General features: G+C 38.1%; 20 protein-coding genes and 2 pseudogenes. 10 read left to right on the plus strand and 12 right to left on the minus strand.

Going from position 1 to position 25,050, the window contains the following annotated elements; all coding sequences use genetic code 11:
- Positions 1–428: 428 nt before the first annotated feature.
- The 3 genes from CUN59_RS08415 to CUN59_RS08425 form a co-directional block, all read right to left on the minus strand.
- On the minus strand, positions 429–2,453 hold the full coding sequence (locus tag CUN59_RS08415; RefSeq protein WP_104387423.1) for an FAD-dependent oxidoreductase: 2,025 nt from the start codon (positions 2,451–2,453) through the stop codon (positions 429–431).
- A 76-nt stretch (positions 2,454–2,529) separates the two neighbouring features.
- On the minus strand, positions 2,530–2,928 hold the full coding sequence (locus CUN59_RS08420; protein ID WP_104387424.1) for a helix-turn-helix domain-containing protein: 399 nt from the start codon (positions 2,926–2,928) through the stop codon (positions 2,530–2,532).
- Positions 2,929–2,940: 12 nt separating this feature from the next.
- Positions 2,941–3,240, minus strand: coding sequence for a type II toxin-antitoxin system HigB family toxin (locus CUN59_RS08425; RefSeq protein WP_104387425.1), 300 nt, complete (start codon positions 3,238–3,240; stop codon positions 2,941–2,943).
- A gap of 461 nt (positions 3,241–3,701) precedes the next feature.
- Between CUN59_RS08425 and CUN59_RS08430 the strand changes: the two genes are divergently transcribed.
- Entirely contained in the window at positions 3,702–4,412 is a 711-nt protein-coding gene (locus CUN59_RS08430) for a M15 family metallopeptidase (RefSeq protein ID WP_104387426.1), read from the plus strand.
- Between the two features lie 117 nt (positions 4,413–4,529).
- Complete coding sequence (gene pheT / locus CUN59_RS08435) at positions 4,530–6,965, plus strand: phenylalanine--tRNA ligase subunit beta (RefSeq protein ID WP_104387427.1); 2,436 nt, start codon at positions 4,530–4,532, stop codon at positions 6,963–6,965.
- Between the two features lie 157 nt (positions 6,966–7,122).
- Here the strand turns inward: pheT and urtE are convergent, their stop codons facing one another.
- From urtE to urtA, 6 genes are all read right to left on the minus strand, one after another.
- The gene (urtE, locus tag CUN59_RS08440) at positions 7,123–7,821 is read right to left on the minus strand and encodes an urea ABC transporter ATP-binding subunit UrtE (RefSeq protein ID WP_104387428.1); all 699 of its coding nucleotides are present in this window, start codon (positions 7,819–7,821) and stop codon (positions 7,123–7,125) included.
- A gap of 314 nt (positions 7,822–8,135) precedes the next feature.
- Entirely contained in the window at positions 8,136–9,725 is a 1,590-nt protein-coding gene (locus CUN59_RS08445) for an iron uptake porin (protein WP_104387429.1), read from the minus strand.
- Between the two features lie 194 nt (positions 9,726–9,919).
- On the minus strand, positions 9,920–10,693 hold the full coding sequence (urtD, locus tag CUN59_RS08450; protein ID WP_104387430.1) for an urea ABC transporter ATP-binding protein UrtD: 774 nt from the start codon (positions 10,691–10,693) through the stop codon (positions 9,920–9,922).
- Positions 10,668–11,843 (minus strand): urea ABC transporter permease subunit UrtC, encoded by a 1,176-nt coding sequence (gene urtC, locus CUN59_RS08455; protein ID WP_243406899.1) that lies wholly within the window; start codon positions 11,841–11,843, stop codon positions 10,668–10,670. The genes urtD and urtC overlap by 26 nt, the downstream gene beginning before the upstream one ends.
- A gap of 144 nt (positions 11,844–11,987) precedes the next feature.
- A complete protein-coding gene (locus CUN59_RS08460) occupies positions 11,988–13,148 on the minus strand; it encodes an ABC transporter permease subunit (RefSeq protein WP_104387431.1) in 1,161 nt (386 codons plus the stop codon).
- Between the two features lie 130 nt (positions 13,149–13,278).
- Positions 13,279–14,595: an urea ABC transporter substrate-binding protein gene (gene urtA / locus CUN59_RS08465; protein WP_104387432.1), complete on the minus strand. Its 1,317-nt coding sequence runs from the start codon at positions 14,593–14,595 to the stop codon at positions 13,279–13,281.
- A gap of 487 nt (positions 14,596–15,082) precedes the next feature.
- Between urtA and CUN59_RS08470 the strand changes: the two genes are divergently transcribed.
- A complete protein-coding gene (locus CUN59_RS08470; protein ID WP_104387433.1) occupies positions 15,083–15,352 on the plus strand; it encodes a YciI family protein in 270 nt (89 codons plus the stop codon).
- A 144-nt stretch (positions 15,353–15,496) separates the two neighbouring features.
- Here CUN59_RS08470 and CUN59_RS21960 read toward each other — a convergent pair whose 3' ends face one another.
- Positions 15,497–15,691: a hypothetical protein gene (locus tag CUN59_RS21960; protein ID WP_104387434.1), complete on the minus strand. Its 195-nt coding sequence runs from the start codon at positions 15,689–15,691 to the stop codon at positions 15,497–15,499.
- 373 nt (positions 15,692–16,064) lie between these two features.
- Between CUN59_RS21960 and CUN59_RS22625 the strand changes: the two are divergent.
- From CUN59_RS22625 to CUN59_RS08490, 4 genes and pseudogenes are all read left to right on the plus strand, one after another.
- Positions 16,065–16,439, plus strand: a pseudogene (locus tag CUN59_RS22625) (response regulator); the annotation flags it as partial.
- A 162-nt stretch (positions 16,440–16,601) separates the two neighbouring features.
- On the plus strand, positions 16,602–17,270 hold the full coding sequence (locus tag CUN59_RS22630; protein ID WP_438501810.1) for a sensor histidine kinase: 669 nt from the start codon (positions 16,602–16,604) through the stop codon (positions 17,268–17,270).
- Between the two features lie 53 nt (positions 17,271–17,323).
- Positions 17,324–17,605: pseudogene (locus CUN59_RS08485) on the plus strand (dienelactone hydrolase family protein); the annotation flags it as partial.
- A 172-nt stretch (positions 17,606–17,777) separates the two neighbouring features.
- Positions 17,778–18,590, plus strand: coding sequence for a carbon-nitrogen hydrolase family protein (locus tag CUN59_RS08490; protein WP_104387436.1), 813 nt, complete (start codon positions 17,778–17,780; stop codon positions 18,588–18,590).
- Between the two features lie 218 nt (positions 18,591–18,808).
- Here the strand turns inward: CUN59_RS08490 and CUN59_RS21385 are convergent, their stop codons facing one another.
- Positions 18,809–19,144: a hypothetical protein gene (locus tag CUN59_RS21385; protein ID WP_207765388.1), complete on the minus strand. Its 336-nt coding sequence runs from the start codon at positions 19,142–19,144 to the stop codon at positions 18,809–18,811.
- Between the two features lie 439 nt (positions 19,145–19,583).
- Here CUN59_RS21385 and CUN59_RS08495 point away from each other — a divergent pair, with 439 nt between their 5' ends.
- The 3 genes from CUN59_RS08495 (at position 19,584) to CUN59_RS08505 (ending at position 23,051) form a co-directional block, all read left to right on the plus strand.
- Positions 19,584–20,495, plus strand: a complete 912-nt coding sequence (locus tag CUN59_RS08495; RefSeq protein ID WP_104387437.1) for a LysR family transcriptional regulator — start codon at positions 19,584–19,586, stop codon at positions 20,493–20,495.
- 178 nt (positions 20,496–20,673) lie between these two features.
- A complete protein-coding gene (cruG, locus tag CUN59_RS08500) occupies positions 20,674–21,837 on the plus strand; it encodes a 2'-O-glycosyltransferase CruG (RefSeq protein WP_104387438.1) in 1,164 nt (387 codons plus the stop codon).
- A 41-nt stretch (positions 21,838–21,878) separates the two neighbouring features.
- Complete coding sequence (locus tag CUN59_RS08505; RefSeq protein WP_104387439.1) at positions 21,879–23,051, plus strand: alanine--glyoxylate aminotransferase family protein; 1,173 nt, start codon at positions 21,879–21,881, stop codon at positions 23,049–23,051.
- 102 nt (positions 23,052–23,153) lie between these two features.
- Here CUN59_RS08505 and CUN59_RS08510 read toward each other — a convergent pair whose 3' ends face one another.
- On the minus strand, positions 23,154–24,758 hold the full coding sequence (locus tag CUN59_RS08510) for an NAD(P)H-quinone oxidoreductase subunit 4 (protein WP_104387440.1): 1,605 nt from the start codon (positions 24,756–24,758) through the stop codon (positions 23,154–23,156).
- Positions 24,759–25,050 lie beyond the last annotated feature (292 nt).

Genomic DNA, 25,050 nt, shown 5'->3' on the forward strand with positions numbered 1-25,050 from the left:
CCAGAACCCTTTCTTCCGATAAGACAATGACAAATTGGAGACATAAAAGTAATTTTTCCTTCTCTTTATATATATACTAGGCTAACTTACTAATCCTTAATAATACTTAATTCAAATCACGAAAAAACAACTTCAACTTTTTCGCAAGCCCTAGGTACTGAAGAACCAATTAAGTACCTGAGCAAAATTAATTTAACATTTTTGGAAAAAAGAAAAATCTCTGTATTCCTTATCTGTTCCCTGTTCCCTGTTCCCTGTTCCCTCTCCAAAATATAAAATTTATTTTGCACGACTACTTATTAGACCTTGTTCACCAAATTAAAATACAAAAGCACATTTCAGTAGTAGGGTGCGTCAGACTGCATAAATCCTGCAAATAAAGAGATTGTTGATATCTGACGTGGTTGGTGAGCTTGTCGAACCACACCCTACCGCCAATCATCCCAATTTTGATTAAAAATAGAAGTATCAGGGAAAGCCGTAGGATTACCATTTTCTTCCAATAACCGTTTTAAATTCTGTAATTGCGGTTCTTGCTTAGGTAAATTATCCACTAATTGATAGGGTGCAATTTCCTGTTTAAGTGCAAAAGCTGCTACAGTACCCGCAGCAGCACCAGCAGACCATTCAAAGGAATGAACCCGATAAGCAGCAGCAGCTATATGACTTGTAGCAATACTTTTACCCCCTACTAATAAATTATCAATTTTTTGGGGAATCATTGCCCGTAGCGCAATTTGGAAAGGATAGGATTGGCCAGCGCCCCGTCTTTCTCCTGCACGTTCCGTATTACCAGGTGCTTCCACGGGGCTGTTAGCCATACAAGGATGAAAATCTATGGCATAATGACCAATCCCCACTGCATCAGGATAAATAGTAGAACGGCTTCTGCGAATAGCTTTTTCTGGAGGAACTTGACCCCTAATTACAGATGTTGCTTCCAAACCAGCTAATGTTGCTTTTAAGCTGCGATACATATTTGCTGGCAGAGTTTGCCGGTAATATTCATCATTATAATTACGGCGAGAAATATCAACTTCCCAAATAGTAAAACCTGTTGGTTGTCCCCAACTAGGACGGCCAATAATCCTTCTTCCTTCCCGGATATAGGGGTATTTAGATAAACCATGAACTGTCCCCATGGGTGAATCTAACCCGGTTAAAAAACGGATATTTGTTTGCGGTTGTTTAACACCTTCTCCTAATTGAGAATCTGTAGTTCCCCCATACAACCAATAAAAATAGGAAAAGGCTTTTTCTTCCGCTTTACGTAAAGTTTCTGTACGCAGTCCACCTTGCCAACCTCCTGGTTTTAACTGTCCAGAATTTTCTAATTGTTGACGAGTATAAACTAAATTATCTTGGGCTGTTCCGGGACGGTAATCATTGCCCCAAGTCCAGTTTTGCATAGATATATCCCCTGGTGTGGGTGCGGTAAATTTAACACCATTGAATGTAGTTAATTCTCCTTTTTGGGGACTCCAAATCCGCCGATAGGTAAATACTAAATCAAAATTTGCTAATCGTTTTAATTCATAACTAAAATAGGGTGAATATTGTAAATAAAATGGTGGCATTGTTTGTTGTTGCGGTTCTTTTGTAGCCTCCATCGCAAAGGTATAAGTAAAACCTTGAGTACAATAGGGGTCATTTGTCGTGCTAGAAGATGAAGGTTCAAGATAGGAAAGAGCATCAATCCCTAGACGATAGGGAACATCAGCTAAAGCGATAATTTCCCCTGTTTCACTTGTGTCTATAATGTACCATTTTACAGGTTTATTTTGAGATTGTTTGGGCAAAAAATTAATAATACTTTTATTCAATCGAGATGAATTTTGATAACTATACGCATCTGCTATTACTTGGGATAAAGTATCAGTATTTAGAGGTGGTGTACCTTTTACTGGTTGATGTTGAATAGCTATGGCATTATTAATAATTTTACCATCTGAACTAATTTGTAAATCTTTAATTACCGTATTCGGAAACCATTGTAATTTGCCTTTACCTTTTTTTTCGGCATCTTTAAGCATTTGTGTCATGATGATGTGAGCATCACGAGGCAGAAAACAAGAATCACTTACCCAACAGTCACCGGGGTTAAGTTTGCCATATTTGCGTTCAATGCGGTTTCTTAATTCCAAATATCCGCGAGAATAAAATTGTTTCGCTCTTTGGGTTGGTCTTTCATCTAGTGCAGATGTCCCTTGAGAGGAAATTTGTCCCCCTAACCAGTCGGTAATTTCTGTTAAACAAACTGTCCGTCCTGCAAGTAAACCTTCATACGCTGTCGCTACTCCAGATAGTCCCCCACCCACAACCAAAATCTCACAGTTGACCGTTTTATCTGGGGTACGTGGGGGGGTAGCGGTGACAGAATAGGGGGTAAGGAAGGTGCTAAATAAGGTGATACTGATAAGTTGGTGACAAGCCTTTTTTTTTCTATTTTTCATAGTTTTTGCACTCTGTAAGCTACTATTACTGCTTGTATCTCACTTGAATGGGAATGGTTATAGACTAAATTAACTATTAAATAAACAATGCTGGAGGAACATTAAAAAATTCTCCTAATGCTTTTGCTTGAGCTTTACTAATAGCTCTTTTTCTGTTCATAACCTCAGAAACTACACCTTTAGAACCAATAATTCCTACTAAATCAGATTGTTTAATTCCCCTAGCATCCATTAAATGTTCTAGCATTGCATAGGGTGATGATGCTTCAATAGAATATTGGTTATTTTCAAATTCTTCAATGAGAGTAACTAATAATTGCAAAATCGCAGTTTGTTCTGGTGTACGCTGTTTGTCAGCCATTAATTTTTCTACAGTTTCTAATGCTTGATCATATTCTGCCTCTGTGGTGATAATTTTGGGTTGATATTCTACTAATAGCTGACTGTAGGTGATTTTATCTAAGGAAATGGTCATGGTTAACTCCTGTTAAAAGAAAGGGTCATTTTTCCATTTTTCTTTATCATAATCAGCATGGGTTAAAAAATATTTGTAGTAAACTGTTTGGATGGCATAATCAATACTAACAATTAAACGGTAAGAATTACCTTTGATGTTAAATACAATAAAATTGCCAACTGCATCTGCTATGGGGTAAAATTGTCTAACTTCATTAAAATTTTGCCATGACGCACATTTTACAAGACGATACCAAGAGTTGACGGTTTCGACTGCATCGGGATATTTTTTTGCATCAGCACGTAAGTTACGAATGCTGATTAGGTGCATATTTTATTTTTCATAGGAAAATACAAGTTTTGACCTTATATCTATATGTTCTCATTTAGAAAACGGTTTGTCAATATTATCCATATCCCTGGCTTGCAAGTGAGTATTAATTCATGATCTATTAATCTTATCAAATATGTAAATTAGGGTTTGCTGAAAAAGTCCTTTTGTTGAGGCTAAGGAAATCAAGGAGTCAGGAGTTCAAGGAGTTTTTTGCACTTGAAAATTTTGATTTCTCAGACTGAAGATCCTTTATTTTGCTACTATAGTACAAGGCAAGAGTGAAACCCTTGCGGACAACTATGCAAAGTTACACCAACCAAGGAAACAGTTTGTAGGATACCCATTAAACGCCATATAGCTAAAACCCCAATTGTAGATGTTAAATATGATCTTAAAATCCTCGATAAATTTATCGAATCTCATCAACGTTGACAAAAAGTTAAAACCTATTACCTAAAATGCGACCATATCACCAAATCCCTATTATTGAATGTGATGAACCTTTAGTGGAAATTCCCCTAGAATTATTTGCAGTGGAATCTCCTCATCCTTATCAAAAGTTAGGCGCTGATTATGGGGTACATTCACCTTATTATCTGCGCCAAAGTGTCATTGAAAATTTAATTCAAGCCCAAAATAATTTACAATTACAACATCCTGGTTGGTATATTCAAATATTCGATGCTTATCGTCCTGTAGCTGTGCAACAATTTATGGTAGATTACAGTTTTGGGGAAGCTTTGCGAGAGCGAGATTTAACAGAAACAGAATTATCACCCCAACAACGGGAACAAATATGGCAATTAGTTTATGAAATTTGGGCTGTACCAAGTTTGGATATGCAAACTCCTCCTCCCCATAGTACCGGTGCGGCGGTAGATATTACCTTAGTTAATGATGCTGGGGAAATTGTGGATATGGGTTCACCAATTGATGAAATGTCCGATCGCTCCTATCCCGAATATTATATTAATAGTCATCAAGAGTATCATTGTCACCGGCAACTATTAAATGATGTCATGTTAACAGCCGGATTTCAACGCAATCCTAGAGAATGGTGGCATTTTTCCTTTGGTGATCAAATGTGGGCTTGGTTATATAATCAATCTCATGCTAATGCTAGGATGACAGCACGTTATGGCAGATTAACAGATTTAAAACCAAATTAATCATAATCCTACAGACGTTCCGGCGCAACAGCTATGGATGTGAAAGCAAAAAATCTCATAATTTTCACCTAATATATAAAATTAGAGCAAAAGACAAATCCAAACAAAGCAGACTCCATGCGTATTTCTCTCAACTGGTTAAAAGAACTCGTAGAAATCAAACTGACTCCAGAGGAACTGGCGGAAACCTTGACAATGGCAGGGTTTGAAGTAGAAGATATAGAAGATCGCCGCACGTGGGCTTCCGGTGTAGTTGTGGGAAAAGTACTGGAACGTCAACCACACCCCAATGCAGATAAATTAAGCGTTTGTACAGTAGATATTGGTGCTGCTGAGACTGTAAATATCGTTTGTGGTGCTGCTAATGTCCGCGCAGATATTTATGTTCCCGTGGCTACTACAGGAACTTATTTACCTAACATTGATTTAAAAATCAAACCTGCAAAACTGCGGGGTGTTCCTTCCAACGGGATGATATGTTCTTTGAAAGAATTGGGTTTACCCACTGATATTGACGGTATTCACATCTTTCCTGAAGAAAATATGGTTGTGGGTAGTGATGTCCGTCCCCTATTGGGTTTAGAAGATGTAATCTTAGATGTCACCGCTACAGCTAACCGTGCTGATGCTTTATCTATGGTGGGTATTGCGCGGGAAGTTGCAGCTTTAACCGGTGGAAAATTATCAATTCCCCAAATTGCGGCAGTGGAAAATACCAAAACTGCAAAAAATCTCACTTTGAAAATTTCCGAAACCCAAGCTTGTCCGGCTTACATTGGTACGGTTGTGGAACAAGTCAAAATTGCCCCTTCTCCTGAATGGTTGCAGCAACGTTTACGCGCTGCGGGAGTTAGACCAATTAATAATGTAGTTGATATCACCAACTACGTTTTGTTAGAAAGAGGACAACCCCTCCACGCTTTTGACAAAGAGCGTTTACAATCTCTAGGTGGAGGAGAAAATTTAACCATTGGTGTGCGTTTTGCAGAAACGGTCGAAACTTTAAAAACCTTAGATGGAAATACCCGCAATTTATCGCCCCAGAATTTATTAATTACTGCTAATAATCAAGGGGTAGCTTTAGCTGGTGTAATGGGTGGTGAAGAAACAGAAGTTCATGAAGGTACACAAAGTTTAGTTTTAGAAGCTGCATTATTTGATTCTGTGGCTATTCGTCGTTCTTCTCGTAGTGCGGGGTTACGAAGTGAAGCTTCTGGAAGATACGAAAGGGGAGTAAATCGGGCAGAATTAGAAATAGCTTGTAATCGGGCTTTATCTTTAATTCAAGAATTAGCAGCAGGTGTGATTGTTCAACAAGAAATTTCTGATTATCGTCCTGATGCAGCCACCTGGTCCCATTCTATTAACCTGCGTTTAGAAAGAATTAATGAAGTTCTCGGTCCAATTGAATTAGGACAGGAAACAGGAGAATTAACAGCTAAAGATGTAGAAAAAATTCTCACTGCTTTAGGATGTCAATTAGTTACAGTTGAGGAAGGACTATGGACAGTAACAGTCCCTCCCTATCGTTATCGAGATTTAGAACGGGAAATAGATTTAATTGAAGAAATTGCCCGTTTATATGGTTATGATAAATTCTGTGATACTTTACCAGAAAAATCCGAAGCTGGTTATTTATCTTTGGAACAGGAATTAATTCGCCGCATCCGTAGTTATTTACGGGCTGAAGGTTTGACGGAATTAATGCAATATTCTTTAGTTAAACCTGGAGAAGATAAACAAATTGTTTTAAGCAATCCTTTGTTTACAGAATATTCAGCTTTAAGAACTGATTTAATTTCTGGCTTGATTGATGCTTTTCAATACAATTTAGAACAGGGAAATGGGGCGTTAAATGGTTTTGAAATCGGGCGGATTTTCTGGCGTGAAGAGGAAGGTTTACAAGAAGCAGAAATCCTAGCGGGGATCATGGGTGGTGATATCACTACTGGTAAATGGTCACAGGGTGGTAAAGAAAAACCACTCACATGGTTTGAAGCTAAGGGTATTTTAGAAAATGTCTTTAACCAATTGCAAATTGCAGTAGAATTTCAGCCAGAAAATCAAGATTCTCGCTTACATCCTGGACGCACAGCTTCATTATGGGTTAGAGGTAATAGATTAGGGACATTTGGCCAAATTCATCCCCAATTGCGTCGAGAAAAGGATTTACCAGAAGCCGTTTATGTCTTTCAATTAGATTTAGATAATCTGTTGGATGCTTTGGATAATGATGAACTATTAATTCCTAAGTTCAGTCCCTATTCTACATATCCAGCAAGTGATCGGGATTTGGCATTTTTTGCCCCGGTAAAGGTGACAGTTTCGGAAATAGAAAAGGTCATTAATAAAGCTGGTAAAAGTTTGTTAAGTTCTGTGGAATTGTTTGATGAATATCGTGGTGAACACGTCCCCCCAGGACAACGCAGTTTAGCTTTTCGTTTAGTTTACCGCTCAAGCGATCGCACTCTCACGGAAAGCGAAATTGAACCAGTTCACAATCAAGTACGGACAGCCTTAGTTGAAAAATTTGGTGTGAATTTGAGAAGTTAACCTAAAATAGTCGGTTAAAACCGACTTTTGCCATGGGACTGGGAATTTATTAAGTAGTCGTGCAAAATAAATTTTATAGTTAGGAGAGGGAACAAGATTTTTGTTTGTTCCAAAAATGTTAAATTAATTTTGCCCAGGTACTTACCTGGCTTTATTTTTAAACTGTCAAAAACTTTTGAATCACATCTTGACTAAGTTCCTGAGTTAGACCGGAAGCAACAATCCCCCCTTTTTGCATAGCATAATAGTAATCTGCTTGACGGACAAAATGCAAGTGTTGTTCTACCAATAAAACAGAAATCCCTGTAGTTTCAATAATCTGACGGACTGCGGCTTCAATTTCCAAAATGATTGAGGGTTGGATACCTTCCGTTGGTTCGTCTAATACGAGTAGTTGTGGTTTTCCCATTAAAGCACGAGCGATCGCTAATTGTTGCTGTTGTCCACCACTTAGATCTCCACCCATACGAGAAAGCATAGTTTTTAACACCGGAAATAAACTAAAAATTTCTGGAGGAATTTCTGGTTTTTTGACTGGTTTTTGTCTAGCTTCTAATCCCAAAAGCAGATTTTCTTTAACTGTTAATCGCGGTATAATTTCCCTTCCCTGACTTACATAACCAATACCCATTTTCGCCCTTTCATAAGTCGGTTTAGCGTTAATTATCTCCCCTGCAAAATTAATAATTCCACTGCTGGGTTTGAGTAAGCCAATAATTGTTTTTAGCATGGTTGTTTTTCCCACCCCATTGCGTCCAATTAAACATACCATTTGTCCTGGTAATACGGTCAAATCCACATTTCTGAGAATATGACTTTCACCATAATGAACGTTAAGATTAGAAATTTTTAGCATTATAAAATTAACCTAATTAACTCTTTTAATTTTTCTTAACTCTTTTAATTTTTCTCAATTTTACGCCGCCCTCACCCTCCCCTTGTAAATAAACCTGTGTGTACACCGTAGCTTCAAAAGGGGGGCTAAACTTCTCAAAATCCCCCTTAGGAACGGAGATTTAGGAACCGCAGGTCTTTAGACTTGTAAAAATTCAGGTGAGGTAAAAAGATCCCCGACTTCTGTGGTCAATTTATCATTTATAGACACAATTAATGAAAGAAGTCGGGGATCTGGATATGAACGAGCGCTATAGCTGAATACTTACGCTATGATTAGAAGCTGAAAGTAGTTCTTAAAGCACCAATTACTACATTGTCACTGAGATTATCGTGATTTGGGGCTGTTAGCCAAATTACAGCGGGGGTAATGGTGATATTATCGCTGACCTTGTATTGATAAAATCCTTCAATGTGATAGGAGGTACTTAGATCGTTTGTAACTCCAGTAATACTAGAATTCGTGACCTTTGGTTCCATACCAAATACAATGCCAGCTAAGTTACCTTTTTTACCCAAATCTGGTAAACCTAAAGTAACAGCATAGTTCCATATGTTCGCTTTTCCTCTGGTACCAGTCAAAACTTGACTATTGGTATATCCAACCCAACCACCTAAAACAAGCTGCTTCGTAATACCTAAAGATGCTTCCACACCGTAGGAATTACTGGAAAAGTTTGTACCAGCGGCAAGACCAGTAAATGTGGCGTTATTACTACCTGTAGCCAGTGATCGGTTATAGGAATTGATGTAAGTTAAACGCAGGGAAGTGCTATCGCTTGGTTTGACTGTTAATTGTGCTAAACCGCCGTAGGGACCATTAAATAACCCATTTCCGGGAGTAGGGGTATTGTGTCCACTAGCTAAGTAACCTAAACTAAGAGTTAAATTTTTACCGAAATTTTGTTTTACACCTAGTCCTGCGCCACCCAATTGGGCGTAGATGGGGTTTCTGGTGGCAAATGCGGACACAGCACCAGACCCACCATTCCCATCAAACAGACTCAAGGGGGTGTCAAGGTCGAGAATTATACCATCATTGGCTATGATGGTTGCATAAGTGTCTTTACTGAGGGGAAATCCATAGGAAAGCGCGCCTATGGAAACATTATTACTAGGTGCGCCACTGGCAAAGGACAATCTACCTTCTGTAGTATTAAGACCAAAATTGTTAATATTGTTGCTTTCTAACCTGGTAAATAGTGTGTCTTTTCCAGTAAAACTGGTGACAAGCTCCAGTCTAGTTCTAGTACCTAATGTGGTATTCTTGCCAGTAATGTTATTATTACTGACTGTATTGCCGGAGACAACGCCACTCACAACCCCAACGACCTGTCCTTGCAGTTTTGTGGTAGTTGAAAATTGATTAGCTTCTAAATCAGAGGTTTTGGCTTCTAGAATGTCTACGCGGCCTTTTAAGGTTGCTAGTTCTGCGGAAAACTCATTTTGCAACTTTTGGATTGTTGCTAAATCTTCTTTTGTCGCTAAATCAGCCGTAGCAGTAGCAATTAATTCATTGACTCGATCTAAACAGGCATTTAATCCGGCTGCAAATTCGTATCTTGACAACGCCCGATTACCCCGATAGGTGCCATTAGGATAACCTGCGGCACATCCATAGCGTTCTACCAATGATTGTAATGCTTGAAATGCCCAATCATTAGGTTGGACGTCAGATAACTGAGACACGGAGGTAACTTGAGATATTACATCCTGTTGATTATTTATATTTAATTGTTGAGAATTAGTGTCGGTTTGGAGTTGATTATTTGCTGGTATTTCTTCAGCCAGGACTCCAGAACTTGTGCATAGTATGGCACTGGTAACAGTCGAACTAGCAAGTAAATATGTTAAGAGCTTTTGCATTTTTCTTCACACCTGATTTTTTACGAATAATTGGAGCCATTAAGAATAATTCTTAGCAACTCTAATTTGGAAACTAGAAACTAAAAGTAGTTCTCAAAGCACTAATTACTAAATACTATCATACCACTTAAATAACCTAAACCTAGGGTTATTTTATCATGAAACCGTAACTATTTTTGAAGTCAGTAATGCGTTTACAAGAGGGGATTAAGGGAGGTATGATTCTCTTCTTGTTTTCCCAAATATACTTCAATCACGCGGGGGTCATTTCTGACTTGCTCAAAATCACCTTCACACAATACTGAACCCTCATGTAATACTGTAACTGTCTTAGCAATTTGTCGCACAAATTCCATATCATGTTCAATGACTAAAATTGAATGACTTTCCGCTAATGTTGATAATAAATTACCTATGTTATGGGTTTCTTCATCTGTTAAACCAGCCACTGGTTCATCAACAAGTAATAAATCAGGAGATTGGGCTACTAACATTCCAATCTCCAAACGTTGCTTTTCTCCGTGGGATAATAAAGCTGCTGGAATATTTGCTTTTGCAGTTAAGCCAATTGTTTCTAATAAGCCTTTAAGACTATTTTTTTCCGCAGAATTGATAGAACGAAACAAGGTAGAAAAGACATTTTTCTGACGATTACTAGTGATTTCTAAATTCTCGAAAGGTGTTAAATTAAGGTATATCCGTGGAGTTTGAAATTTGCGCCCAATTCCCATCCGTGCAATTTGATGTTCGGCTAAAGAACGTAAATTTTTACCCTTAAATAATACTTTTCCTATAGTTGGTTGAACCTTACCTGTAATCACATCTAGAAAAGTAGTTTTTCCTGCCCCATTCGCCCCAATTACTACGCGCAATTCACCAACATTCATACTAAAATTTAGGCGATTTAATGCTTTAAAACCGTCAAAACTAACGGTGACATTTTCAGTTTCCAAGATTTTGGCGTTCATGTTTAACCTCCATATCTTCTTCTAAACTAGGATAGGTATGAGAAAGTTTTAATTTCTGACGTTTCCCAAAAGGGATATTTTGTTTATTTAACCATCCCATTATGCCATCAGGAAGTAGAATGACGATAATTAATAATAGTATACCCTGAAAAAATAGCCATATTTCCGCAAATTGTTCACTTAAAAAAGTCCGGGCATAATTAACTAATAAAGTGCCAATGACTGCTCCGATTAATGTCCCTCTTCCCCCCACAGCCACCCAAATCACCATTTCAATAGAAAAGCCAATATCCATGGATCTAGGGGATACAGAACCACTTTGAAGGGTGTAAAATGCCCCAGCTATACCGGCAACTGCCCCCGAAACTGCAAATACTAATACTTTAAAATCTGTAGGGTCGTAACCAGAAAATCTCACCCGACTTTCATCATCACGAATAGCTATTAATAATCTGCCAAAACGTCCACTAGTTAACCAGCGACAAAGCCCATAGGTGGCCGCCAAAAATACCACCGTCAAGGCGTAAAAAACAAATTGAGTTTTGCTATCACTAACTATAGCACCACTGCCATTAACTCCCCAAGATAAAGGCGGAAAAGTGGTAAAATCTATCAATCCATTTGTGCCATTAAAGAATTGTTGTTGTCCATTGAAAAAATTGAAAAATACAATAATTGCAGCTTGAGTCAAAATCGAAAAATAAACCCCCTTAATGCGATTACGAAATACTAAATATCCGAGTAATCCTGCTAACAAACCCGGAATCATGACTATAGCAGTCACAGACAGGGGAAAAGAATGAAAAGGCTGCCAAAATCCAGGAAGTTCCCTAACACCGTAAAGGGACATAAAATCTGGTAACTCCCCCGTGGGGACTTGCAATTTTAGGTACATAGCGATCGCATATCCACCCAAACCGAAGAAAATGCCATGTCCTAAACTCAATAAACCAGCATAACCCCAAATTAAATCAATTCCCAAAGCCACAATAGCCAGAGACAAAAATCGTCCCAATAAATTCAGACGAAAATCTGAAAGTAAAACCGGCATGATCAAAATCAAAATTAAAGCGATCGCACAAACGACCCCAACTTCAACCAATATTAAACTTCGCCCCTTTTTAATTTTTATCATTCCTGCTTTATCCATTTTCTAAAATCCACGTTTATCTACAGCTATAGCGCTCGTTCATACTCAGATCCCCGAATTCTTTGATTAATTGTGTCCATAAATGATAAATTGATCACAGAAGTCGGGGATCTTTATTACCTCACCTGAATTCTTAACCATGACTTAAACATCAACATGACGACCCTTTTGGGGAAAAATCCCTCCTGGCTTCCACTGTAAAAACACAATAATTAACGCAAAAACCATCACCTTAGCCATACTTGTAGTTGCAAAAAAACTAAATAAATCAGCCAAAGGTTTAACCGAAACCAACAACAAAGCCAAAGTTCCCGAACCAATCAAATAATTAATTGTCCCAATTCCCAAAGCTGCCAAAATCGTACCAGCTAAATTACCCACACCACCGACAACCACCACCATAAAAGTGTCAATAATGTAATTTTGTCCAGTATTTGGTCCGACAGAACCGAGTAAACTAATTGCACATCCAGCCACACCAGCTAAACCTGAACCCAGGGCAAAAGTAATTGCATCAACTTTTTGAGTGGGAATACCCAAACAAGCACTCATACTGCGATTTTGCGTAACAGCCCTAATTCTTAATCCCCAATGAGAACGTTGCAAGAATAGATAAATTCCTCCCACACAAATAATCGTCAAAACAATAATAAATAACCGGGCATAAGGTAATTGTAGACCGGCTAAAGATACACCAGACTGTAACCAACTAGGTGCTGTAACATCCACATTTTGAGCGCCGAACCAAGGCAATGTTACTGATTGCTGATAGATTTTACTTAATAAATTACAAATTGTGATTGTCAATCCTAGCGATAAAAATAGTAAAACTCCTACAACCCAGTTACGAATTTTTTGTAAATTATGCCGAGAATTTAAAATCCATAAACCCCCAAAAAACAAAACAGAAAACAAAACCATCCCGATAACTAATAATAAATTGACACTACGAACAAACTGCTGAAAAATTAAACTTACGCCCCAAGTTGCTAACAGAGTTTCTAAAGGTCGTCCATAGAGATAACGAATTACACTTTTTTCCAGAACTAATCCCACACCAGCAGTGAAAACAAAAGCGGTAATCAAAGCCAGAAATATATAAACTTCAAACCAAACCCCACCCAATTGCTTACAAACATTTTGCACGACAAAAGTTGTATAAGCACCAAACATCATTAGCTCACCATGTGCCATATTAATGACACCCATTAGGCCAAATATGATAGCTAATCCTAACGCAGCAATTAATAAAACAGCGCCAATACTAACACCATTAAATACAGCTTCCAAGAAACCTGTTAACATTTTATCCCTGCAATTATCAATTTATTCTTAATAGTCAGTTGTCAGCTATTAGTTATTTTTCAGTTATTTTCACCTACCTGATTGAGATGCAATTTGTTGTATAATTAACCCCTGACAACTGACCAATAAGTTAACCTTTTTTGTATTTACCACCTTTTGCAGGATCTGACCAATCACAGGCAAATCCCTTAGTCTCTTTCACAAATTGATTCCAAGGAACTGGTTCAACTGGTGTAGGGGTAGCATAAACAATGTCAAATAGGCCATCTTGTCTGACCTGACCAATCCGCACAATTTTTGATATGTGATGATTAGCATTAACAGTCACTTTTCCTTCAGGTGCATCTATAGTTTGACCATAGGCAGCAGCCCGGACTTTCTCCAAGTCAGTTGTAGTTGCTTTTTCTACCGCTTGTTTCCATAAATACACGGCGATATATGCCGCTTCCATTGGGTCATTTGTTACCCTGTCTTCGCCGTACTCTTTCTTAAAAGCCGCCACAAATTTCTTGTTTGCAGGTGTATCTACTGTTTGAAAATAGTTCCAAGCAGCATAATGTCCTTTTAGATACTCCACACCAATGGCTTTAACTTCCTCTTCCGCAATACTGACAGACATGGAAGGATACTTATCTGGTGTTAATCCCGCTCCTTTCAACTGTTTGAAGAAAGCAACATTACTATCACCATTAAGAGTATTATAAATTACACCTCCATTGGGTAAAACTTGCTTAATTTTGGTGATAATAGCTGTGACTTCCGTATTACCCAAAGGTAAGTAATCTTCTCCCACAGTTTTCCCACCTAAAGCCTCTAATTGAGCCTTAATAATGTTATTAGCAGTGCGGGGGAAAACATAGTCAGAACCTACTAAAAAGAATTCTTTACCTTTATTCTTCAACAACCAATCAACAGAAGGTTCAATTTGTTGATTTGGGGCTGCACCAGTGTAAAAAATGTTTTTAGAACATTCTTGACCTTCATACTGCACAGGATACCAGAGCATATGGTCTTTGCTCTCGAAAACTGGCTTCACATTTTTACGACTAGCAGAAGTCCAACACCCGAAAACCACAGCTACTTGATCCTGGTCAATCAATTTGGTAGCTTTTTCTCTAAAGGTATCCCAGTTAGAAGCACCGTCTTCAACAACTGCTTCAATTTGTTTACCTAAAACACCCCCAGCAGCGTTAATTTCCTTAATTGCTAGTTTTTCTGCATCTACCACACTTTTCTCGCTGATAGCCATTGTGCCACTGAGAGAATGTAAAATACCTATCTTGATGGTTTGACCAGCAGTACCAGCTACGGGAGATGTATCGGTGGATGATGCTGGACTATTCCCAGTATTTGGAGAGTTATTAGCACAAGCTTTTAAAAAAATGCTACTACCAATACCCGCTGCACTGTAAAGCAGAAACTTACGTCGGTTAAATTGCTTACCCATATTTTTGATGCCTTATCTTTTCAAATTGAGATATTAGTTCTATATTTAACTATTAAACTGTAACTTCTTATACAAAATCTTAATTTATTTTAATGAAAATCTACCTTAAGACAGATGGAAAATATAATTTCTTTCTCATCGAGATTGATGTAATAATCACATACCTAGCCACCTCCCCGCCAGCAATTAGCAGGTTAGGATCTACCTCACATAATTATAAATAAGTAGTGCAAAATAAAATATTCAGGAAAGGTGACAGGTGCTAGGCCACGGTGACAGACAAGAGATACAGAGATTTCTATTGTTTTTCCAAATGTGTAATTAATTTTGACTAAGTAATTATCTGTATAGATTATAAGATTATTATTAAGTATTATTAACTATGCAGGGATATTGGTGAAATTAAAAACTTGATCATCAATCTCTATCTGAAAAAACGTCATGTTGCTATATTTTGTAATAAGTATCAATAATCAAATCAGAAATTATGACAAAATACATTATGTGGGGTAGCTATTGCGAAGAAGTTTTAAAAAAACGTGAACCCCATCGTCAAGCCCATTTAGCAGGATTAGCAAAACAAAAGGAATCGGGCATTTTAATTACCATAGGTCCAACTAAAGATGTAACTCAAGTTTTTGCGATTTATGAAGCTGAAGACGAAAACACCGTTCGTCAATTGGTGGAATCTGACCCCTATTGGCAAAACGGCATTTGGACAGAATATTTTGTGAAAGAATGGATTCAAGCTTTCTAGACCGGTGAGTGTCAATGATTATAGAGACATTTCCCCGAAATGTCTCTATAAGATTTATTTGTGCAGCCTCATATAGAATTTGTATGACTTCTGACTCCTACTGTATAATCAGCATCAGACATTTGCTTGATGGGGCTAGCTCACCTATGATCCTTTTAGGGCTTTTTGAAAATTTCGCCGATAGGATGGATTGACTAAAAACAATGCAGGCCATAGTAAAGTCAAAATTATCCGGTTGGGTAAAGTTTGATTAAAATTAGTTCTCCTAAATCCATTCCAAAATTTCCACATACCACCGATATAAACCACGATAAGTCCAACAAAAAGTAATCTAACCATTACTATCAACTCCTTCTATACCTGATATGATTTTAACTCAAGAAACTGCATTGCTGATTATGGCTAGTACCGCAAGGCGGAAGTCAACAGTCAAAAGTCAAAAGTCAAAAATAATATGGCGTAAGCTTTTTAGTGATTGAGAATGGTTGTTTTATTTACGCCGTGCTGTACTAGATTATAACTGATGTTTTTAGTTTTGTGATAGGAGTTACTTAATTATAGTTTAAATTAGCATTGTATCTTTGTCCTGTATTTTTACTATTCATATTGTATTATAGGGTATAACACTAGGGAGGATAAAATATCAATAATTGTCCAGCTAAAATTCATCATATTAATTTTGTAAAAATCTAAAATTTATAAGGACAATACTGTGGAAACTCTACCTAACTACCCCACCATTTTAATAGTTGATGATAATCCTGTTAATTTAAAACTTCTTGATTTAACCTTGAGTTCTTCAGGGTACAAGGTGAAAAAGGAGATGAACGGGTTAGATGTCATCAAACAAGTTACAGTCATGCTTCCTGATTTAATCTTATTAGATATTATGTTGCCTGATATTAGCGGATTTGAGATTTGTGAGCAACTTAAATCTAATTACCTCACCGCATCAATTCCGATAATTTTTATGACGGCTTTAACTGATACTGTAGATAAGGTTAAAGGTTTGAGTTTAGGGGCAGTTGATTATATTACTAAGCCATTTAAAAAAGAGGAATTATTAGCTCGTGTCCGTACCCATATCCATTTAAAAAATTTAATTCAATCTTTAGAAAATCAAAACCAAGAACTGCGAGAACTAACACAAAAAAATCAAGATTTAGAACAAAGAGTAGCCGAAAGAACAGCAGAATTAAAAGAAGCTCTAGAAAAAGAGAAGGAATTAAACCAGTTAAAATCTCGTTTTATTACCATGGCATCCCATGAGTTTCGCACTCCTTTAGCCATTATTTCCTCATCATCAGCTATTTTAGAAAACTTTAGCGATCGCCTGACCCCAGACAGAAAACAGGAACACCTGAAAACAATCCAAAATACTATTGTTCATATCACCCAAATTCTCGATGATGTATTAATGATTAATCGCGCCGAAGCTCACAAAATAGAATTAAATCTAGAATCATCTGATATCATTGCTTTTTGTCATCGTCTCAAAGAAGAAACAGAATCTATAAATAGACAACATACAATAGATTTATCTTTAAATATAGACCCAGAAATGGCAATACTTCAGTTTGATAAAAAATTATTGTGGCAAATCCTGAATAATATTATTAATAATGCAATTAAGTATTCTCCTCATCATAATTTTATTAACTTGAACATTAGTAAAGATAATAACAAAATTATCTTTGAAGTTCATGATTCTGGTATTGGTATTCCTGAAGAAGATCAATCTAAATTATTTGAATCTTTTCATAGAGGATCTAACATTGGCAATATTTCTGGAACAGGTTTAGGATTATCTATTGTCAAAAAATGTCTAGATTTGCACAAAGGTGAAATTACTGTCGAAAGTGAAGTCGGTAAGGGAACAACCGTGAAAGTTAGTATTCCTTTTATAAAAGTTGACTGATGATGGTTAAATTCTGAGAATTAGAATTTAAGACATTACTAAAAATATGCAAAATGCAAATTATTCAACCCAATATTGATCTCAAAGTTGAGGATAGTTTAATGCGGGTTTATATCCCATCTCCTAAACCAGCAGGTAAATATCCAGGAATTATTTTTTACAGCGATATTTATCAATTAGGTGATGCCATAATTCGCTTAGTTAATTATTTAGCTGGGTTTGGTTATGTAGTCGCTGCACCAGAAATTTTTCACCGCATTGAACCCAATGATTTAGGCAGAATGCGCGGAAATGATCATGCCAGAAGGACATTAATTTCAGAATATGATGCAGATGTCCTGTGAGAAATCCGGGTTATTACCCCAGATTTTTGCCAAGCTTACCTCTATTGGCCGTACTCACAATAATTCTAGAGCCGTTGAACCCTCGTAATTTGGTTACAGTATTGATATAAAGATATATTTAGATATCTATAATTGTTTCAATCTACCGTTTGTTCTGGAATCTATGAAGTCTTATTTAGCTGCCGCTATTCAAATGACCAGTGTACCGGATTTGCAAAAAAATTTGGCGCAAGCAGAAGAATTAATTGATTTGGCTGTGCGTCAGGGTGCAGAGTTGGTTGGTTTACCAGAAAATTTTTCTTTTATGGGGGAGGAGAAAGATAAACTCGCGCAAGGAAATGCGATCGCCCAAACTACGGAAATATTTCTTCGCAAAATGGCACAACGCTTTCAAGTTACCATTCTCGGCGGGGGTTTCCCTATCCCTGTAGATCATAGCGGTAAGGTTTATAATACAGCATTACTCATAGATGCCAACGGTCAGGAACTGGCCCGTTATCAAAAAGTTCACCTGTTTGATGTCAATGTCCCTGATGGTAATACCTATCAAGAATCAAGTACTGTCATGGCTGGACAAGAATTACCTGGTGTCTATTATTCCCCTGATTTCGGTAGAATTGGCCTGTCTATTTGTTATGATGTCCGCTTTCCTGAGTTATATCGACATTTATCTAAACAGGGTGCAGATATTTTATTTGTCCCCGCAGCTTTTACGGCTTTTACTGGTAAAGATCATTGGCAAGTATTGTTACAATCAAGGGCAATAGAAAATACTTGTTACGTAATTGCCCCCGCCCAAACTGGTACTAATTATGACCGTCGCCAAACCCATGGACACGCCATGATTATCGATCCCTGGGGTGTAATTTTAGCTGATGCTGGAGAAAAACCAGGAGTAGCGATCGCTGAAATTAAACCCACTAGACTCGAACAAGTCCGTCGCCAAATGCCATCTTTACAACATCGGGTATTTTAAGAAGGCAGGGAGGCAGGGGAAAATATTTTTCTTTTTCTTCCCAATTACCAATAGACATAGGAGTAAAAATTATCGTAGGGACAATTCATGAATTGTCCCTACAAGGGTTTGGTGGTTATGCACATTTAATTACCAGTTCCCTACTCAAAACAAAGAATAGTTAAAAGTAAAATAAACACCTTGATCTTGTAAAGTTTGATTATTTGATTTGACATCAATTAAGGGAATACATATTCTAAACGGGCAAATAAGCGATCGCTCATTTGCCGAGATATTAGCAATGGGAGCGTTAAGTTGTAGTATTTGTAATGCTTATAATAATCATTTGCGGTTAATAGGTTTTTCAGTGGCAATTTCCAACCGTGATCGCACTCAATTAGCATTGAGCGAAGATTATCAATAATATCAATTTCTGTTGATTCCAGTTTTGGCGGCATAATCGGGTTAAGTAATTGGGCAATATTATTTGCAACCGCCAATTCTTTCACCTGAGTATTCTGGCTAACAACCGTATGTGCGGCGGTTTGTTTTGGTTTATCCCATAAGGTCAGCACCGAGACAAACATTACCCCAGAGAACTTTTTTACTCCATCGGCTATCGGGATTTAGGCAAAAAACACCAATAAAATAAGCTCAAACTTATACCCCAAGTGATTTTGACATATTTTTGATTAGTTTGTTGGTATATCTGGTTTGGAGGCGTTTTTGGTTGATGTATTTCCCTTATTCCGTAAGGATTTGAGTCATGTTTTTCCTCAAAAAATATTTAAGTCCCATTATGGGATTTTAGATTTGATATTTTGGATTTATGAATCAGTATTAACAACTATTTAGGGTAAAGTGATTATGTCAATTAATACTAGACAATATATTAAATTAAACTAAAATTATACAGAAGTTCAGGGAGAAAGGGGTAGGGAAGAAAATTGTCTTATTCTTTTCACCTGTCTCCTCCCTCTAGTTCCTATTTATACTTAAATAGGTTAAATTAAAATGCGTCTAGAACAGTTGCAAGCTTTTTTGATGATCGCTCAAACTGGCAGCTTTCAACAAGCAGCAAAACAATGTGGTGTCACTCAATCAACTATTAGTAGACAAATTCAAGCATTAGAAGCTGATTTAGGAGTAGAACTATTTTATAGAACCACCCATGCCAAATTGACATTAGGGGGGGAACGTTTTCTACCTCGTGTCCGCAAAATTTGCCAAGAATGGGAATCTGCAACCCAAGAATTGCAGGATTTAATGCTAGGAAAACAGCCGGAATTATGCATTGCGGCCATTCATTCTGTTTGTGGTTCCTACTTACCACCAGTTTTGCAAAAGTTTTGTCATGATTATCCTGATGTGCAATTACGAGTGACATCTTTGGGAAGCGATCGCTCACTTAAAGTCCTCAAAGATGGTTTAGTAGACTTAGCCATTGTCATGCACAACCGCTTTTTGATCACTGGCAAAGAAATGGCCGTAGAAGTCCTATATGATGAACCCATAGAAGTCTTAGTTGGAGTCAATCATCCTCTAGCTGAATATGAGAAAATTCCTTGGTTAGAGTTAATTCGTTATCCTCAAGTAGTATTTAAAGATGGCTATGGGATGCAAAGGCTGATTCAAGAACGATTTGAACAGATGGACGTTAAACTGTACGCCGCATTAGAAGTCAATACATTAGATGCTTTTCGTGGGGTAGTGCGTCAGGGAGAACTCATTGCTTTACTTCCCCAGTCAGCATTACTAGAAGCTAAAAATGATCCTACCCTGGCTGTCCGTCCTCTAGATAACAATCATAATTTAGATGATCATTCTAGTTTTACCCGTCGAGTGGTCATGGTAACAACTCAAGATCGTCTCAAAATTCCCCCAATTCAGCATTTTTGGCAACTTATCAAGGATAATTTTCCTTGAAAGGGTTACTGGACTTAAGCAAAAACGCTTTCAAACTCTCATTCCCTCCCTGGACTATCCTACCGTGGGTAGTTCACCAACTTCTGCGTAAATCCTAAAAGTAAATAATTTACGTTAACTTACAGAAATTGCGAGAAAATCTAGACTAGTTAGTGTATACAAAAAGTCAGGGTTAAAATTGTTAAATATTATTCCTTTTCTACTGCTACTTATCCAAGTACCTGCAACGGCGATTTTACTTTCCCGTTTACTCAAGGGTCCAGGACGTTATCCAGCCCTGAAACCACAACAACCGACACCGGAACTTTTGGGGACTGTGAGTGTGGTTGTACCCACATTAAATGAAGCATTACGAATTAGTCCCCTGTTGACTGGTTTGAGTCACCAAAGTTACGAAGTGCGAGAAATTATAGTTGTTGATAGTCGGTCTCAAGATGGTACTCCCGAGTTAGTGAAAACTGCAGCAGTAACAGACCCCCGCTTTCGGATGATGACAGATGACCCTTTACCGTCCGGTTGGGTTGGTCGTCCTTGGGCGTTACATAATGGTTTTTTATTTACTTCTGAGGGGAGTGAATGGTTTTTGGGAATGGATGCGGATATTCAACCCCATCCTGGTTTGGTGGCAAGTTTGGTCAAAACAGCGATCGCCCAAGGTTATGATTTAGTATCTTTATCACCGCAGTTTATTCTCAAGTATCCGGGGGAATGCTGGTTACAACCGGCTTTGTTGATGACGTTGCTATATAGATTTGATCCTACGGGGATTTATACTGAACAACCGGAACGGGTGATGGCCAATGGCCAGTGTTTTTTATGTCGTCGGTCTGTGTTAAAGGCTGTGAATGGTTACAGCAGCGCGAAAGGTTCTTTTTGTGATGATGTGACTTTAGCCCGGAATATTGCCTCTGAGGGCTTTAAGGTGGGCTTTTTGGATGGGGCGAAGGTGCTAAAGGTGAGAATGTATGAAGGGGCGTTAGAAACTTGGAAAGAATGGGGACGCAGTTTAGATTTAAAAGATGCTTCTTCCCGCGCCCAAGTTTGGGGGGATTTATGGTTATTGTCTGCGGTACAGGGTTTACCTGTGTTAATTTTGTTTAATTACTTATTTGTGCCTGTGGTGGATCTTTCATTTCCTGCACAAATGTTGTTGGGATTAAACATATTTTTGGTGGTGATTCGTTTTGCTTTATTATTAGCGATCGCTCCCTCTTATGATCGCAAAGATGCTACAGGAGGTTGGTTATTCTGGCTTTCTCCCTTGGCTGACCCTTTGGCAGTCTTACGCATCTTTTTATCCGCATTCCGTACTCCGCGAGAATGGCGCGGTAGAAAATATTAGAAGCGGAAATTACCAATTACCAATTACCAAAATTAAAGTTTATGACATCTACCATTTCCATTAACGATAATCAGCATCTAGCACTTGAACCCCTAGAAGTCCCCAACCGTCTCCTACTAGGTCCTGGTCCGTCTAACGCCCATCCAACTGTGTTAAAAGCCATGAGTACCCGACCATTAGGGCATTTAGATCCAGCTTTTTTAACTATGATGGATGAGATTCAATCTCTGTTACGCTATGTATGGCAAACGGAAAACCCTCATACTATCGCTGTCAGTGGTACAGGTACAGCAGCCATGGAAGCAACTCTGGCTAATTCTGTAGAACCGGGTGATGTAGTATTAATTGGTGTAGCAGGTTATTTCGGTAATCGCTTAGTAGATATGGCAGGCAGATATGGCGCAGATGTGCGAACTATTACTAAACCTTGGGGACAAGTTTTCAATTTAGAGGAAATTAGCACCGCAGTAGCTACCCATAAACCCGCAATTTTGGCTTTAGTTCATGCGGAAACTTCTACTGGCGCACGTCAACCTTTGGAGGGTGTAGGTGAGTTGTGTCGTCAACACGGAACATTGTTGTTAGTAGATACTGTTACCAGTTTGGGTGGTGTTCCCATCTTTTTGGATGAATGGGGCGTTGATTTGAGTTATAGCTGTAGTCAAAAAGGTTTGGGTTGTTCTCCCGGTGCTTCCCCCTTTACCATGAGTCCAAGGGCAATGGAGAAGTTGCAAAAGCGTCAATCTAAAGTAGCAAACTGGTATTTAGATATGACATTGTTGGGGAAATACTGGGGGAGCGATGCCTTCGGTGAGCGGGGCTATCGCACATATCACCACACTGCACCGATTAACTTATATTATGGTTTACGGGAGGCTCTGCGTTTAGTGGCGGAGGAAGGTTTAGCAAATTGTTGGCAACGTCATCAAAAAAATGTCGAATATCTATGGCAAGGTTTGGAAGATATTGGTTTAAAAATGCACGTTGAGAAGGAGTACCGTTTACCAACTTTAACTACTGTTTGTATTCCTGAAGGTGTCAATGGTAAATCTATTGCCCGACAGTTATTACTGGAACATAATATTGAGATTGGTGGTGGTTTGGGTGAACTTGCTGGTAAAGTTTGGCGTGTAGGTTTGATGGGTTTTAATAGTCGTCCTGAAAGTGTAGATAAGTTAATAGCTGCACTAGGAACAATGATCTCTAATAATTAGTTCGTTTGTAGCTAGTTTTCATCTACAATAGGTGACAGTCTTGAAAGTAATTTGGGTTGATTTTATCAACCCAAAAATTACTATTCAGTTCAGGCTTTATAATTACTCAACTATATTAACTACTTCAGAATTAGCTAATGTTGGTGTGGTAAAAATTTGTGAGTATAAGTTTGCAGGTTGTTGATGAGCTATAACTGGTAAAACTTGACGAGTATGAGCCGCAATTTTCACTGTTTTCACATCATAAGCTTGTGTAATCATCTTAGGATAAAAACCAATACCAATGATGGGAACTATTAAACAAGCAGTGATAAACAATTCACGAGGCTTAATATCAAGAACTACAGCATCTAAATGTAACTCTTCATGTTTGTTGCCGTAGAATATTTGACGCAACATGGAAAGTAAATAGATAGGCGTGAGAATTACACCAACTGCTGAGAGGAAGATGACGACTATTTTAAAGCTAGAGCTATAAACATCGCTCGTAGCAAGACCCAAAAATACCATCAACTCACCGACAAAGCCACTCATACCAGGTAAAGCTAGAGAAGCCATTGAACCGATAGTAAAGAGAGCAAAAGTTCTAGGCATTACCTTAGCCATGCCACCCATTTTATCCATCATCAAGGTGTGGGTACGTTCGTAAGTGACACCAGAGAGGAAGAATAAACTAGCCGCAATTAAACCATGAGAAACCATCTGTAATACAGCACCGCTAATACCAATTTCTGTATAAGATGCAATCCCAATTAACACAAAACCCATGTGGGCAATTGAAGAGTAAGCTAAACGGCGTTTGAGGTTAGTTTGAGCAAAGGCACAACAAGCACCGTAAACAATATTAACTAGACCCAAAATCGCTAAAACTGGAGCAAAAGTAACATGAGCATCACTCAACATTTCTACGTTAAAGCGAATTAGGGCATAACCACCCATCTTTAACAGGACACCAGCCAAAATCATTGAACCAGGAGCAGACGCTTCACCGTGGGCATCAGGCAGCCATGTATGTAAAGGGAAAATGGGTAGTTTGACACCGTAAGCGATGAGGAAACCTGCATACAAAGCTAATTCTAAGACTTTGGGATATTCTTTCATTCCCAATTCGGTCATGTTGAAGGTGAAGTTATCACCATAGAACGCCATTGCAAAACCAGCTACAAGAATAAAAATAGATGCTGCTGCTGTATAGATAATAAATTTGGTAGCTGCATAGCGGCGGTTTGCCCCACCCCAGATGGAAATTAATAAGTAAACGGGTACTAACTCAATTTCCCACATCAGGAAGAACATTAACAAGTCTTGGGCGAGGAATACGCCTAATTGGGCGCTATACATCACCAACATCAACGCATAAAATAAACGCGGCTTATTGGTTACTTTCCAAGCCGCGAATACTGCCAGAGTGTTGATTAAACCTGTTAAAAGTACCAGAGGCATTGATAAACCATCAATCCCTAGAGACCAGTTAAAGCTCAGTTGGGGTATCCAACTATAGCTTTCTGTCATTTGCAAGGCGGAATTTTGGAAGTCGTAACCTTGCCAAAGGGCAAAAATCATTAATGCAAAGTCTAAAAATGCGACTCCCAAACCATACCACCGAAGGGTTTTTCCCTCTTTATCAGGGATGAGAGGAATTGCTAGGGCTGCCACTAGGGGCAGAAAAATGATGGCTGATAACCAAGGAAATTCTATGGCATTCATCACTGCTGACAATATATTTTTGGTTTTGCTTTTGTTTGTATTAAGGAATCGTTACGTTTGTAAACAATTTCTTATGAAGATTTTGGATTTGAGACATTTTTAGTAATAAATACTTACTAAAGTATGCAACGAATCTATTCTAAATGTAAATTTTTGCAACGTCAACAAAAAAACAGCGGTTTTATTCGCTGTCTTTAGTTATAATATTCAGGATTTAAGGATAAAATAAGTTTTCAATCAAGTTATTTAACTATTCGCCCTAAGTCCCCCGCTGAATTTGGTACTCCAAATC

This window comes from Cuspidothrix issatschenkoi CHARLIE-1 (assembly GCF_002934005.1).
GTDB lineage: Bacteria > Cyanobacteriota > Cyanobacteriia > Cyanobacteriales > Nostocaceae > Cuspidothrix > Cuspidothrix issatschenkoi.

What these genes read in the sequence shown, in the direction of transcription:
- CUN59_RS08415 (WP_104387423.1), bottom strand. Translation starts at nt 2,453, where the DNA reads ATGAAAAATAGAAAAAAAAAGGCTTGTCACCAACTTATCAGTATCACC.
- CUN59_RS08470 (WP_104387433.1), top strand. Translation starts at nt 15,083, where the DNA reads ATGACAAAATACATTATGTGGGGTAGCTATTGCGAAGAAGTTTTAAAA.
- CUN59_RS08420 (WP_104387424.1), bottom strand. Translation starts at nt 2,928, where the DNA reads ATGACCATTTCCTTAGATAAAATCACCTACAGTCAGCTATTAGTAGAA.
- CUN59_RS08445 (WP_104387429.1), bottom strand. Translation starts at nt 9,725, where the DNA reads ATGCAAAAGCTCTTAACATATTTACTTGCTAGTTCGACTGTTACCAGT.
- CUN59_RS08505 (WP_104387439.1), top strand. Translation starts at nt 21,879, where the DNA reads ATGACATCTACCATTTCCATTAACGATAATCAGCATCTAGCACTTGAA.
- urtA (WP_104387432.1), bottom strand. Translation starts at nt 14,595, where the DNA reads ATGGGTAAGCAATTTAACCGACGTAAGTTTCTGCTTTACAGTGCAGCG.
- urtC (WP_243406899.1), bottom strand. Translation starts at nt 11,843, where the DNA reads ATGGATAAAGCAGGAATGATAAAAATTAAAAAGGGGCGAAGTTTAATA.
- pheT (WP_104387427.1), top strand. Translation starts at nt 4,530, where the DNA reads ATGCGTATTTCTCTCAACTGGTTAAAAGAACTCGTAGAAATCAAACTG.
- CUN59_RS21960 (WP_104387434.1), bottom strand. Translation starts at nt 15,691, where the DNA reads ATGGTTAGATTACTTTTTGTTGGACTTATCGTGGTTTATATCGGTGGT.
- urtE (WP_104387428.1), bottom strand. Translation starts at nt 7,821, where the DNA reads ATGCTAAAAATTTCTAATCTTAACGTTCATTATGGTGAAAGTCATATT.
- CUN59_RS08460 (WP_104387431.1), bottom strand. Translation starts at nt 13,148, where the DNA reads ATGTTAACAGGTTTCTTGGAAGCTGTATTTAATGGTGTTAGTATTGGC.
- urtD (WP_104387430.1), bottom strand. Translation starts at nt 10,693, where the DNA reads ATGAACGCCAAAATCTTGGAAACTGAAAATGTCACCGTTAGTTTTGAC.
- CUN59_RS08430 (WP_104387426.1), top strand. Translation starts at nt 3,702, where the DNA reads ATGCGACCATATCACCAAATCCCTATTATTGAATGTGATGAACCTTTA.
- CUN59_RS08510 (WP_104387440.1), bottom strand. Translation starts at nt 24,758, where the DNA reads ATGAATGCCATAGAATTTCCTTGGTTATCAGCCATCATTTTTCTGCCC.
- CUN59_RS08425 (WP_104387425.1), bottom strand. Translation starts at nt 3,240, where the DNA reads ATGCACCTAATCAGCATTCGTAACTTACGTGCTGATGCAAAAAAATAT.
- CUN59_RS08490 (WP_104387436.1), top strand. Translation starts at nt 17,778, where the DNA reads ATGAAGTCTTATTTAGCTGCCGCTATTCAAATGACCAGTGTACCGGAT.
- CUN59_RS08495 (WP_104387437.1), top strand. Translation starts at nt 19,584, where the DNA reads ATGCGTCTAGAACAGTTGCAAGCTTTTTTGATGATCGCTCAAACTGGC.